The following is a 13,697-nucleotide window of genomic DNA, read 5'->3' as shown; positions in this document are numbered from 1 at the left end:
TGGACTTTGTGAAGTTTGTGATGACACAAACTTGGGCATCATTTTTTAATTTTAGAAACCCAATATAAGGCGGCAATTCCTATTAAGCCGAGAAGAATCCAAAGCCAATAATTGGTGGTTTCTAAAGGCTCCATATTGCCATTTACCACAAAACCAGCCCAAAAATACGGGTGAGTTTTGAGCGGATTTTTGCTTATGAATGTTTTCTTCGCATTGCTCAGAGCCTCGTCTTTATCTTGACCTTCTTTCAGATTTTTGTAAAAATTTATGATTATCTCGGCAGTTTCTTTGTCGGGTACTTGCCACAGGCTGTAAACAGATGATTGCACACCGGCGTATGTGAGTGCACGAGAAATACTCATGATACCTTCCCCAGATTTTAAAATGCCATTTCCAGTATCGCAGGCACTTAAAACGGCCATTTTAGCGGGAAAATTGAGACTATATAATTCAGAGAAAAAGAGTTTTTCGTTGTTGGAGAAGACTAAACAGGACTTATTAAAATCATCCTCAAAAAGCTGTGAATGCATTGAAAAATGAAAGATTCCATACTTGTCTATCGAACTCAAAAACCTTGCTTTGGTGGCTTCTTGGTTTTTTACACTTTCACCTCCAAACAGACTTGCAATAGCGTTAGCTTCTTCACGAGCAAATTTTAAATCCGCAAAACCAGCCCTAACCAAACTTACCTCTGATTGGTTATATTGTGGAGAGAAAGCGATTAGTTTTTTGTTAGAAATACGTACATTGTTCTGCTGGTTAAACAACCAAATGGATAAAGAATAATGATACGAAAGTTGATGCTTCAAAACTATAAATTGCTTGGATTTCGGGTCTATGAGCGATTCGAAAGGTAAATAACTCAAAAAACCTTCGGGAATAATGCTGATTTTGGGCGTTGAGGACTTAAATCCCAGATTCCTGCACAATGCCATGGCGTTTGCTTGATAATCAGCATTTATATTTTTGGTTTTGGCCAGAAAAGCTTCCATCTGTGGTTTTAATGTACTCACCAAACCAAGTTTTTTTATTTCTAGGCTGTTCTTACTCAAATTCAAGACGTAAACGTGTTCGTTTCCGATATAATATTTTAAAATCGATTCGTCATTTTTAATATTTGCAATAACCTCATTGACATCAAAATTTAGAACAGATATTTCTCGGATAGCACGGTAAGTTTCGGAAGTACTTTCTAGCAATTTGTTGATTTCGGCTTCAAGTGTCAAAATCTTCTTATTGTTTTTGGCGATAAGATCTTTGTCTTTGATTACTAGGTTTTTATAGTAATTGAGCTCGCCTTCGAGGTCTTTTATTTGTGTGGCCGTGCGTAAATTGGTATTATCAGGCCTGTAGGCTTTTTTGAGATATTCTTTAAAAAGATGTTGAGAGGAATTTTCTTCGATAGTATTAATGTACTCTATGAGGTCTGCCTTTGAGAGCTTTTTCTCCGTTGTGGTGCTCAACAAACCTTCAATTATTTCAGAATGATACTGGTTCAGAGTTTCGTTGTATTCTCCTTTTTGGTAATATTCAAAAAATAACTTTGAAGCGATTTTATAGAGCTGTTCTGCTTGAATTAAGTCTTTTTTGTTTTTTGTTACTTTGTAATTTTTTAAAAATACCTCTCCACTTTTTGTAAAAACTTTGATAAAATTTAGGGAAACAGCATCTTTAACGTCTTTAAATTCTATTTTTTCAAGAGGCTTTCTTTTTTTGGAAAGCTCAAAAACCAAGTCTTCTAAATTCTGTTTGACATCAACCACTGCAGCCTCATGTTTTTTTTGAATTAAATTCAATTCTGCACGAGTACTTTTGAGTGTAAATTTGGACGAACTAAAATTTTCTGTATCTATATATCTAAGAGCAAGTTCTATATTTTTTAGAGCATTTGGATAGTCTTTTAATTCGTAATTTATTCTAGAAATTCTGGAGTAACCTATCATTTGATGGTGTTTTGACTGGTACCTGTTTGCTACGGCGAGTGTTTTTGTGGCCAACTTAAGTGCTTCGTTGTAATTTTTTTCTTGAATGTAATATTCCAATATTTCGTCGGAAGACTGAAGAAAATATTGGAGGTCTTTGGGGTTTTCGTTAGAAAAATTCGGGTCTTTTATCAAATTTGTCAGTAATTCCTCTGCCTTTCTTACCTCCTTAGTGGTCAAGTATATTCTAATGTTATTTAAAACATAGCTTTTTTTTGCTTTGAAATAGGTATTCAATTTTTGATTTTCGGGCTTACCGTATTTTCGCTGATAAAAAGTATTGAGTTTTCTTGAAGACTCTTTTGCTTTTTGATAATCGCCGTAATTGAGGTATTGATAGGTAAGGTTCTGGTAAACAGTGATTAGATAATCATCTTTGTCAAATAGGTTTTTGTGTACTTTTTCCCAAATATTAGCAGCCTTTGTATAATATGCTATGGCATTTTTTTCGTTTCCGACTTCAGAGTAGGCGTAAGCTAAATTATTATAAGTCAGTGCTGTATGTGTACTCACTTCGCCAAACTGCCTGATGTATTGTCCCAAGGATGTTTTGTAGTACGAGATGGCCTCGAAGTTCTTATCGTTGGTGTCATAAAGATAGCCCAAGTCATATAGATAATCCGTTCGTGTTTCAAGCAATGCTTGATTAAAATCTTTAATTTCTAGGCCCTTCAAAGCAAAATTTAGAGCCCCTGGCCAATCGCCAGAATAGGCAATGTAGTGGTATTTGTTGGTATAAAAATTCAGTAAAAGTGTGGTTTCGTGAGGTTTTCTATTTTTTATGGCTGAGAGGTTTTTTAATCCCAATTCCACATTTTTGATGAGTTCGTCATCGCTTAATTTGAAATCAAAAAGCAATATGTAGTTGTCTATAAAACTTCTCTCTGAAGTGCTAATAGATTTGTTATTTTTAAGGGATAAAGAGGCGGCTTTTGCTGCTTTATAGTCCGATTTATCATCCAAGTCATAAATCTTTTTCAAACCATCTGCAAACACTTTGGATTGTGAAATCGCCGTACTGCTTGACAAAATAAAAAGTAGAATGAATAAAGAAAACAAAAGTGTATTTTTAGTCATTGGCTTAAATATAAAACGAAAAAATACTTGATTTCTACCCAAGGTAAAAATCAAGTATCGGTATAAATTGTTTTAAATTTAAAACAAAGATTTATAAGTTGAGGTATCGAAGGTAGTTTTATCAGAAAGTTTTACCTCTTCTATCTCCATATCTACGGTATTTCCGTTTTCAGCTTTAACACTATAACCCAAAACTGCCCGGCCTTCTTTGGCCATTTTGGCGAGTTCGGGATGAGCGTAATATGCCATATAATTTTTCTGAGTGCTTTTGCCCGCTATTCCACCCGAACCATAACCCATTTTTTGACCCAATTTGGCAAACTCACCTACACGACTCTGGCTAATCCACATCAATACTTCGTCTTTAGAATCTTGATCCTCAACTTTATAACCGTCACACTTGTAACCTGCTATGGTTTTGGTTTGAGAGGTTTTGGTTATTTTTATTTGCTCATCTTTTTCAGTGGCATATTGTTCCAGCTTATCAGGTTTGAAACCGATGGCCATCAAGTTTTTGGTACCGTTATTGTTCGTAAAAGTAAACATCTTGTTTTGCTCCAAGTCCATCACAATCATGTCCATATTGCCAGAGGCTTTTTGCATATCCGGGTTATTGGATCCAATAAATTTTATCCCTACGGCCTTATCGTCAGCACCAAAAAAGTATTTGTTTTGCATGACGTTTTGTGTTTTTTTCTTAGGCTCAGTCATGGTCATTTTCATGGTCATGGAAGACACAAAACTGTATGAAGCCTTAGGTTTACCGCCAAACGAAAACCCACCGAAACCACCACTAGACTTTTCCTCCTTCGATTCCTTTGTCGCTGGTTTCTCTTTTGAAGTTTCGGTTTTTGTAGTAGTTTCTTCCTTTTTTTTGGTTTTAAAAAGACCATCAAAGGCTTTGTCAAAAGCGGCTTCAGCTTTTTTTAGGGGATCTTCCTCTTTCTTCTTTTCGGTCTCTTTTTCCTGACTCCATCCAGCAAAAGAAAGAGCCGAAAGCACGATAAACAACAAATATTTCTTCATTTTGTGAGCGTTAATTTATTATTCCAAAATATAGCTTATTGGTCTTTGAAAGCCAATTTAAATGGCAGAATTTTATTTTATGACAGAAGTGCAAAATCTGTACAACCTGAGCTAAAAATGAATTTATTTGGTTTCTTTCATTTCAATTATCACAGGTAAATTCCTTTAGCTGATCTTCGTAAAGTTTTCTTTGAGCAGCGGTGTAAACCGAACAAGACTTGAGTACATTATTGAGCGATTTCTTAACTGCCTCACATTTACTTTTGCTCTCAATATCCGTAGACCAAGCCTCAATGGCTTTAAGGTAGTCTTCGGTTACATTTTCACAATTGTTGGATATCGGATCCAGCAACTTTGCAGGCCCGCACGAAACTGTGGTAAAAAATGCTAAACAAAAAAGTAGTTTTTTCATGGTTTGATATATTTATAATTAATATTTCATGCTGAATGTACAATTTTTAAATTCTTTATCTGGGTCAAGGAAATTAGTTAGTATGACATTCATTTCTCCTTCAATCACACTGTTTTTCTTGTATTTTGTAAATTTAAACGTGCCACTTTTAGACAGCATATTTTTGCCGTCGATTGTACCTACAATAACACCTAATAGATTGGCCTCTAAATTTTTGTTGTCAAATTGGTAAGTTTTGCCTAATTCGAGTTTGGTATCAGTGAATTGTAACGAAATGAAATTGTTGTCGTCTATTTTACCTACCATGTCAATAGTGGCAAAAAGCCCCCCAAAACTTACTGATTTTGCCTCCCAAGCCTTTCCGTCAAGTGTGCCTTTCATACTACCAGATACTTTACTGCCAGAAGAACTTCCTGAGTCGTCGTTATCGTCAGGTGTAATGTCGAGTTTACCACATGAAGTGATAGATAATGTGACTAAAAATAGAAAAGAGAGTTTTTTGATTGTTTTCATGATTATTGATATTGATAAGTGATAACTAAACTGTGGAATTGAAGGGTGTTTCCGGTCCAATTTCCTGATGATGAAATGTTTACATAATATGAATTATTCTGATTGTCAACGGTTTCATTAGCATTATCGGTGATGTTAATAACGCTTACCGTATTTGTAGAACTTTGAGCAGATGCAATATTGGTAAATGTATTGGTTGCATGGCTATTTTTATTTAGCGTAAATGAGAGATTCGAGGCTGAATTGTCTAATAAAAACATTCTAACATTAGTAATCCTAACACCATCAGGTAAATTTATTGGTAAATACATAGTAGCTCCAACATTCGTGGTGTTAAACCAGGCATAGCCACTGCCTTTTCTTAGTTGGTCATCATAATCTTGGGCTTGAACTGCACTAAAATTATAGCTTGCAAAGTAATTGGAACTACCTTCTACTCTTAAAATACCATCTTTATCAGCGAAAACATGGCGACGTTCGGTTATATTGACCTCATTAAAGTCGAGTTCAGCGGAGCGTATAGTGTTATTCACGTCAAGATTAGCCTTTGCTTGGGCTAAGCCATCTTCACCAATCCCCGTAATTGAAGGATTAATACTTACATTTTGATCACTTCCAACACGAATAACAGTCCCGAAAATAGAATTCATTTTTAAATTATTTTCGAAATCCATTTGAATGCTATTATTGGATTTTAAACCTAATCCAGAATTATTACTAGTTCTGTAACTATATAGGTAGCCCTCATCCTGCAAAAGAATTTTTAGTTTGTAAGTAACAGGTAAACCAATTAGATATCGAAAAGAAGCAATGGTATCAGAAGACAAATTATTTCTAATTTTTACAACACTAAGCCTGTGGGCTGGATTATCAACTCCAATCCCAACATTTGCAGTTTCTCCATCAATTATAAATCTATTAGCTCCATTATTTCTAAATGAAAGAGAACCAGCAGACTCAGATTGTAATAGAAAGGACCCATCGGAGGTCATAGAAATACCATTTGGATTTGATCGCAAGAAGAACTTGTTATTTAAGGAAAGCGTAGCTTGATTCTGTAAAGGGTTTCCATTTCCAAAAAAAGCTACATTTTCATTGTTTGCTAGAACATTGAACCTGTAAAAGCCATTTGTGGCGTTATCAGCAATGGAGACATTCCCTTCGGAATTTAAGTAGAACTTTGGTCCACTGTTCGTATCAAAAGAAGTATGAAGTGAAAGGTAATTCTTCCCAAACAACTGTAAACCTCCATAGCTAGTCCTTATTCGCCCATGAAGCAATGAATAATTATAAAAATCAATGGGAGTCAAATGACCCTCACTATAGATTTTAAAAGGATTTGATGGTGAAGAGTTTACTTCAGTACCGCTACTTAAATTGTCAAACACACTTTTCCCAGGCTCTAAAGTGACAGACTGGCCAAATGAAAAAATAGACAAAATGCTCAACACAAATGTTTTATATATTTTTTTCATAACTTTGATTATTTTTTTACAATTTCAAAAATTCAACTCTGCGATTATTAGCCTTTCCTTGCGGCGTGGTATTAGGTTCAGAAGGCAGGGCTTCGCCCTTTCCATCTGTTTCCATGCGATTGGCCTCAATTCCAAACTCCGCTGAAAGAGAATTCTTTACCGAAGCCGCACGGAGTTTCGATAATTCTAAGTTTTTCACATCATCACCATCAGAATCCGTATGACCAATGATTTTTACTTTAACAGTCGGGTTTTCTTTCAACACCGTTCCGATTTCTTTCAAAACTCCATAAGACTCAGCCTTAATTTTGTCAGAATTGACATCGAAAAGAATTCCTCTGGTCACTAGTTTGCCTTCGGTGATGAGTTTGGAACGGGTATCTGGTGCACCCACTGCATATCGAACATTGGCCACCATATACTCGTCTTTGTTTTCCTGTTCCGAGTAGTTCATATAGCTGGAGCCTAACTTAAATGCATTGTATTTTAGTTTTGGGTCAAAAGCCTTCGGGATATCCAAAACTTTGACTTCGTTGACATAGATACGCAGTCTACTTTTTTGCCTCCATATAGAGAAATGAACTTTGCTCGGTTCTTCATAACTGTCGCCTGAGCATGTCAAACTTTTTATTACTAGTTTTTCATTCTTGTTGATTACCTCGCTGTTTTCATAGACTTCAAAACCAGCGAATTCGGTTCCGCCACCCCAATTGAAATAGAATCCATTGTTGATATTTGTATTTGTAAAATCAGCCTTAGGATTTGGGCTCGAATAAATGTAGAAATTGTAGCTCAGTAGGTTATTGCTGCGGTATCTAGTGAAGATATCATATTCCAAGGTGAAATTTTCTGGCATATCTTTCACAAAATCTGGCTGAAAAAAGCCATCCTGACTCATGAAAAGCCATTTTTCAGGACTTTCGTTGAAGGTAACAATCTCCGCAGACGAGTTCGTATTCCATTCCAAAGGAAAGTCCCCCACACTGGTCTCATTAAAGTCATCAAAACCCAAAACTTTCTCTCCAGGCACGAAGTCAAACTTCGAATAGGCCTTCATGCTGGCCTTGGGAGCTGGTGCGGTTTGCTCCTTTTTTATCTCTTTCTTTTCGTTAGGTTCTGAACCCTCAGAAGCCTTATCATCCTCATTTTCCTCCGAATCACTTTCTTCCGATTTTTTCGAATTACTCTCCTTTTCAGGCTTTTCTTTTTTCTTGAAAATATTCCCGATACCTTCCTCTACTTTGTCGAGGCCTTTGTCAATGCTTCTGTCAATTGCATTATTGGTACGGTCAGTAGCTTTTCTTTTCGCTACTTCTTTGGGTTTTATGATTTGGGCCGAAAGACTCTGCACGGCCAAAAACAAAATCAGTGTTATGTAAAATCTCATTTTATATAATGTTTAGTATTGGTGTCATTTTGAGAAAAAAGTAAACTCTGGTTTTGAATTTTTTTTTCAGTTCATTTTTTTTCATACAAAAGGCTGTTTTTTAGGCCCGTAAGTCTTCTCCTCGAAATACTGGCCTTTAGGTTATTGAAAAGCAAAACTTCTTTTTCTTGAATTTCGAGACAATAGTGTAGGTTAATTATGCACGAGCGATGTGTACGGTAAAAAGGATAGGGCTCAAAAATCCCTTCACATTCCTTAAGTGTTTTGGCCAATGTGATACTTCTGCCATTTGAAAAATAAAACACGCTATAGTTTTCGTCGGCCTCCACTTTTATAACATCCTCGGGTTTTACTTTGGCTCTTTTTAAGCCTCTAACATTTTTAAATTGATATTTCATGAACACTTTTTTAATGTTTGTGTGGAAAAACACGAAAAGTAAACTGCCGTAAAATAAAAAATTTCGTATGTTTACTTTTTAAGAAAAAAAACACTAAGCTCAGAACAGTGACGGAGATAGAGAATTTAAAAAGGCGGGACGGAAAAACACTGGAGCGGATTTATACTTCGTATCGGAGTGGATTTTTGATGTTTGCCTCGAAGTATAATTTACCTCAAGAAGACATTCTAGATGTCTATCAAGATGCTTTTGTGGCTTTGATAGAAAACGCCGAAAAAGGTAAACTCGATGGATTGAATGCCGAACTGAAGACCTATCTTTTCTCTATTGGTAAATACATGATTTTTGGCAAATTGAGAAAAAATAAGACTGATTTTGTTGAAATAGAAACACTCCCTGACGGCCTAGAATGGTCTGAAGTAGATGAAAGTGATCAACAGATTGGGCTTCTAGAAAACAGTTTGAAAAAACTGGGAGACCAATGCTACAAAATTGTGCGACTGTTTTATTACGAAGAAAAAAAACTCGACGAAATAATGGAACTGCTCCCTTATCAGTCAAAAGACGTACTGAAAAGTCAAAAAGCGAGATGTCTAAAACATCTCAAAGAAATGTTATCGAAAAACTGAAATGGAAGAGCTAATCAATAAATATTTCGAGAAAACACTGACTGAAAAGGAGTTAGTGGAGTTTAATGAAAAACTCGAAACCGATAATGAATTCAAGGCAGAGTTCGAATTTCAAAAATCGGTGCAGTCGGCCATTCGTTCAAAAGAGAGAGCTGAAATCAAGAACTTGGTGGCGAGCTTCGAAAAACCAAAGCATCAGAATGGTTGGTGGAAATACGCCGCAGCTGCGGTGGTGTTTATCATCGGGGGCTGGGTGGTTTTTCAACAATTTCTTGGTAAATCCGATACCTCCAAACTTTATCTGAGCTACTATCAAACTTACCCGAATGTTATAGCCCCGAACGTACGTGGAGAATCCGAAGAAACCTTAAAAACCAAGGCTTTTGCTGCTTACGACTCTGGAGATTTTCAATCTTCAGCCCAACTTTTTGGAAAACTCAAAGCACTGGTAAGTGAAGATTATGCCACGTTTTATGAGGGAATTTCTTATCTAGAAATCAATAAACCAGAAAAAACCATTGCACTTTTCGAGAACAAAAAATTTATTAATTCAAATGCTCAACTAGAGGTATACAGGCAATGGTATTTAGCTTTGGCATATCTAAAAACCAACAAAAGGGACAGTTCAAAACAGATTTTGAAACAACTGTCCATAAGCGATAATCCCCAAAAAGAGCAAGCCTTGAAGCTTTTAGACGAACTTTAGGTTTTGTTAATATTTCATCGATACCGCCGAAAAACCCTCTATTTGTGTTATTTTTGATCCGAAAATTATCAAACAAGCATTATTTAGTGGATTTGAATAAAAAAATCAGACGAGTTTTTTGGTTAACTTTTTTTATACCTTTTTCAGTTGTTTCTCAATCGAATGTAACCCACCAGAATCTGTTTTGGATGCGGGCGATGGTACAGACAAATTTGAATAAAAAATTATTCTTGGTTACTGAAATAGACAACCGTAGGTTTTATGAGGGGAATACCCAGCACCACACTATTCAGCACAATCATCTACATTTTAAGGTAAATCCTAATTTAGACGTTGCATGGGGACAAACTTTTTCGTGGCAAGATCCTCAATTTCCTGACGCCACCGTTAAACTTACTGTTCCCGAGATTCGTCCTTTTCAGGAATTAAATGCTGTACAGCGAATAAATGAAAAGATTGTTTTTTCTACCAGAGTCAGGATTGACGAGAGATTTATTCGGAAAAATGACGGTGTTCAACTTCTTGAGGGATATAATTTTAACATGCGTTATCGTCTGAGGCTACAATACCAGTTTTTTCTCTGGAAAAAACAAAACGCCAACCTAAAGCTTTCGGATGAATTAATGGTAAATTCAGGGAAAAATGTGAATTTCTTTGACCAAAACAGAATTTATATAGCTTACGAGCATAGTTTTACTAAAAAATTCTCTGCCGAATTGGGCTATTTGCGATGGTATCAACAGCGAGCTCAGTTCGATACGTATTTTCAAAGAGACATTGTTCGTTTGACTTTATTTAAGAAGATAAATTTTGCCAAAAATTAGATTTATCATCGTTTTTTGATGAAATAGCAAAAAAATCGGAGTATGAAAATTTTACTAGTAGAAGACGAGGCCAAAACTTTGCAACTCATTAAGCAAGGTTTGGAACAACATAATATTGAGGTAGATATCGCATACGACGGCCTCATGGGCCTTACATTGGCACAAAGAAATACATACGATTTATTGATTACCGATATCATTCTTCCAGAAATAAATGGGCTAAATCTTTGCAGAAAACTGCGTGAAAGTGGTTTCGAGACACCTATTTTGCTCTTGACTGCCTTGAGCACTACTGCCGATATTATCACTGGACTAGACGCAGGAGCAGATGACTATCTTGGGAAACCGTTTGAGTTTAATGAGCTTATGGCCAGAATCCGAGCCTTGACTCGTAGAAATAAGTCGATAGCGGCTCCATCTAATGTGTTGCGAGTGTCTGACTTGGAGCTAAACCAAGATACCAAACAGGTAAAACGAGCTGGAAAGGAAATACTATTGACGGCCAAGGAATTTAATCTTTTGGAGTTGTTGATGCGTCATCCTGGTCGTGTGATTTCGAAGGTCGAACTTGCCGAGAAAATTTGGGACGTAACCTTTGACACGGGTACGAATGTCATAGAAGTTTACGTGAATTTTCTTAGAAAAAAAGTGGACAAAGACTTTGATAAGAAGCTGATTCATACACAAATAGGTATGGGCTACGTTATAAAGGATTGACTAGAAATCGAAATAGAATCAGGTGAAGTCCATATTGGAAAAATTAAACTTTAAGCTCAACATAAGAGGGCAGCTTACCTTGCAGGTTTTACTGTTGGTGGGTTTTCTTTTTATGTTTTTTTCGGTTAGTATTTATTTTTTTAGTAAACTTTATCTCGAAAAACGCTTCTACAAAAAACTACAAGACAGAGCTTTAACGACCTCGTCTCTTTTTTTTGATTTCCAAGCCAACAATATCGAGATTCAGAAAATTGTTGAAAATACCGAAAGAGAGTACCTCAACGAAGAGGTTATTTCGATCATAGACATCAAAAGAAACCTTTTTGTGTTTTCCAACAACTTCAAAAAAGAGGAATTTCACCGACTTTTGATGTTGAGGATTGACTCAACCAGCTCGGTAGGAAACGCAAGTTTGGGTGCTTATAAGATGGCTTATCTGAGAATCAAGGATAATTCTGGAGAATATTGGGTGATGGTGAGTGCCGTTGACAAAATAGGCGAGGGAGCCTTGGCGGACTTAAAGAATATCCTTATCATTATGTCCTTTGTGGCCTTACTTTTTATAGGATTCTTGGGTTGGTATCTGGCCAATAAGGCCCTTGCTCCGATATCTGACATTATTCAGCAGTTAGACCAGATTTTTCCGAAAAATATTTCCAAACGTATCATTCATACCAATTTTGGCGATGAGATAGGCCAAATGGCCGAAACAATCAATAAGCTCTTACATCGGGCAGAAAATGCCGTATTCACTCAGAAAATGTTCGTGGCCAATATTTCACACGAGCTAAAGAATCCCCTGACGAAAATCTTCACACAGATAGAGCTGTTGGAAATGAAATACAAGAATTTTCCGGAGTTTCACGAGCAGATACTTTCTTTGAGAGAAGATACCCTTAAACTCAATCACCTCACGCATTCGCTGTTACAATTGGCCAATATATTTTCAGACGAAAACGCATTGCCACTTACCGAAGTCAGGCTGGATGAAGTGGTTTTTGATGCGGTTTCGGAGTTCAAAAAATGGAATGCGAATAAGAACATAGAGATAGATCTCGAGAATTTTCCTGAAGATGAGAAATACCTCATCGTAAATGGCAATGAGGAGGCTTTGAAGGTGGTTTTCAAAAATTTGATAGACAATGCCTGTAAGTTTTCGGTCAACCAGACTGCTTTGTTGAATATTTCGGTTAAGCGTAATCAGGTGAAAGTGGGCATAAAAAATGAAGGGGTCCCTATTCCCAAAAACGAGATCACGCAAATTTTTCAACCCTTTTATAGATCAGATTCCACCGCAAGAGGCAAAACAGGCCATGGTGTTGGTTTAGCCATTGTAAAGCAAATTGTTGAACTACATCACGGTAAAATCAGCGTTTTACCACAAGAAGATGGCAATCTTTTCCAAGTCACTATTCCAAACCTTTTTTACTAACAGCTGAATTTTAAGGTAAATTTAATTTCCATTTAACACCGGTTTAAGGTGGGTATGTTTAGTTTGTAGCATATTCGAAACTTAAAATATTTAAATATGGAAATGGAAAATCATTCACCGAGTAATTCAAATACACTTAAAATAGGTTTAGTTGTTCTTTTAGGAGCTTTAGGTCTTTTAGGATATCTATACTACGGTTCACAAAACGAAAACGCCGACTTACAAAAACTTCTAACTGGCAAAGTAGACGAGCTCTCAACTACCAAAGTTAAGTTGGATTCGATATCTCAATCACTTGATGCTAAAATTGCCGAGGTGACCGCCTTGGGTGGAAGTGTGGAGGAGCTTGAAAAAATCAAGGCTCAGCTAGAGCAAGATAAGAAAAGACTCAAGGCAGATGCTAATTTTTCTGCTAAGAAATATGAGGGTAAAATAGCTGAATATGAGGCTTTTTTAACTCAAAAAGACGAAGAAATCTTAAAGTTGAAAGAAGAAAATGGGCTACTAAACTCACAGAATTTAACTCTTCAGACAGAGAAGGAGCAAGTGCTTAGTCAAAACAAATCATTGAGCTATGCCAAAGACTCTTTAAACTCAAAGGTAAGCGAGGTTAGTTCTCAAAATGAGGATTTACGCAAAAAAGTAAACGTGGGTTCTGCTTTGAAAGCGGTTAACGTACAAGTGGTAGGATTGACAGGAAGAGGTAAGGAAAAAGATGGCGAATTGAAAAACCGCAAGGTTGATCAACTTAAGATTTCGTATATTCTACCTTCTAACCCACTTACTGAAAGAAACAATAAAGATGTGTATTTGAGAGTAATGGATCCAAACGGAGCAGTGCTGAATGACATGTCGAGAGGTGGTGTTTTGAATTTTGCCAACCAGGAAATTGGTTACAGTTTAAAGCAAAACGTGGCCTACACCAATGACGACCAGAAAGTTGATATGTTCTACAAAAAAGAAGCAGCTTTCAAATCAGGTAAATATGCAATTGAACTTTACTCAGAAGGCTTCAAAATTGGAACAGGAAGCTTCTTGGTAAAATAAATAAAGAATATATTCATAATGGTTTATAGGGTTCTATCGGATTCCTGCGTCGATTTTCGATGCAGGAATTTT

13 protein-coding genes are annotated in these 13,697 nt (G+C 36.4%); 6 read left to right on the top strand and 7 right to left on the bottom strand.

All coding sequences use genetic code 11. The features are described from left to right. Positions 1-38: 38 nt before the first annotated feature. From EGI31_RS23950 to EGI31_RS23920, 7 genes are all read right to left on the bottom strand, one after another. Positions 39-3,059 (bottom strand): CHAT domain-containing protein, encoded by a 3,021-nt coding sequence (locus tag EGI31_RS23950; RefSeq protein WP_255039728.1) that lies wholly within the window; start codon positions 3,057-3,059, stop codon positions 39-41. A 78-nt stretch (positions 3,060-3,137) separates the two neighbouring features. Further along, a complete protein-coding gene (locus EGI31_RS23945; RefSeq protein ID WP_255039727.1) occupies positions 3,138-4,085 on the bottom strand; it encodes a DUF4412 domain-containing protein in 948 nt (315 codons plus the stop codon). A gap of 142 nt (positions 4,086-4,227) precedes the next feature. After that, a complete protein-coding gene (locus EGI31_RS23940; protein WP_255039726.1) occupies positions 4,228-4,497 on the bottom strand; it encodes a hypothetical protein in 270 nt (89 codons plus the stop codon). Positions 4,498-4,515: 18 nt separating this feature from the next. Next, a complete protein-coding gene (locus tag EGI31_RS23935) occupies positions 4,516-5,010 on the bottom strand; it encodes a hypothetical protein (RefSeq protein ID WP_255039725.1) in 495 nt (164 codons plus the stop codon). Positions 5,011-5,012: 2 nt separating this feature from the next. Further along, positions 5,013-6,485: a hypothetical protein gene (locus tag EGI31_RS23930; protein ID WP_255039724.1), complete on the bottom strand. Its 1,473-nt coding sequence runs from the start codon at positions 6,483-6,485 to the stop codon at positions 5,013-5,015. A 16-nt stretch (positions 6,486-6,501) separates the two neighbouring features. After that, a complete protein-coding gene (locus EGI31_RS23925) occupies positions 6,502-7,872 on the bottom strand; it encodes an OmpA family protein (RefSeq protein WP_255039723.1) in 1,371 nt (456 codons plus the stop codon). A gap of 71 nt (positions 7,873-7,943) precedes the next feature. Beyond that, positions 7,944-8,270, bottom strand: coding sequence for a LytR/AlgR family response regulator transcription factor (locus EGI31_RS23920; protein ID WP_255039722.1), 327 nt, complete (start codon positions 8,268-8,270; stop codon positions 7,944-7,946). Positions 8,271-8,377: 107 nt separating this feature from the next. On the opposite strand from EGI31_RS23920, the gene EGI31_RS23915 reads away from it, so the two are divergent. The 6 genes from EGI31_RS23915 (at position 8,378) to EGI31_RS23890 (ending at position 13,625) form a co-directional block, all read left to right on the top strand. Continuing rightward, positions 8,378-8,899, top strand: a complete 522-nt coding sequence (locus tag EGI31_RS23915) for an RNA polymerase sigma factor (protein WP_255039721.1) — start codon at positions 8,378-8,380, stop codon at positions 8,897-8,899. A 1-nt stretch (position 8,900) separates the two neighbouring features. Beyond that, the gene (locus EGI31_RS23910) at positions 8,901-9,605 is read left to right on the top strand and encodes a tetratricopeptide repeat protein (protein ID WP_255039720.1); all 705 of its coding nucleotides are present in this window, start codon (positions 8,901-8,903) and stop codon (positions 9,603-9,605) included. A 188-nt stretch (positions 9,606-9,793) separates the two neighbouring features. After that, the gene (locus EGI31_RS23905; protein ID WP_255039779.1) at positions 9,794-10,429 is read left to right on the top strand and encodes a DUF2490 domain-containing protein; all 636 of its coding nucleotides are present in this window, start codon (positions 9,794-9,796) and stop codon (positions 10,427-10,429) included. Positions 10,430-10,471: 42 nt separating this feature from the next. Beyond that, positions 10,472-11,146: a response regulator transcription factor gene (locus tag EGI31_RS23900; protein WP_255039719.1), complete on the top strand. Its 675-nt coding sequence runs from the start codon at positions 10,472-10,474 to the stop codon at positions 11,144-11,146. A gap of 22 nt (positions 11,147-11,168) precedes the next feature. Further along, positions 11,169-12,578 carry a sensor histidine kinase gene (locus EGI31_RS25370; protein ID WP_255039718.1) on the top strand — a complete coding sequence of 470 codons (1,410 nt, stop codon included), beginning with the start codon at positions 11,169-11,171 and terminating at the stop codon, positions 12,576-12,578. Between the two features lie 102 nt (positions 12,579-12,680). Continuing rightward, positions 12,681-13,625 (top strand): DUF8428 domain-containing protein, encoded by a 945-nt coding sequence (locus tag EGI31_RS23890; protein WP_255039717.1) that lies wholly within the window; start codon positions 12,681-12,683, stop codon positions 13,623-13,625. Positions 13,626-13,697 lie beyond the last annotated feature (72 nt).

The organism is Lacihabitans soyangensis (genome assembly GCF_024343775.1).
Classification (GTDB): domain Bacteria; phylum Bacteroidota; class Bacteroidia; order Cytophagales; family Spirosomataceae; genus Leadbetterella; species Leadbetterella soyangensis.
Note: the sequence above shows the minus strand (reverse complement) of the source record. Positions and strands in the feature narration are given on the sequence as shown.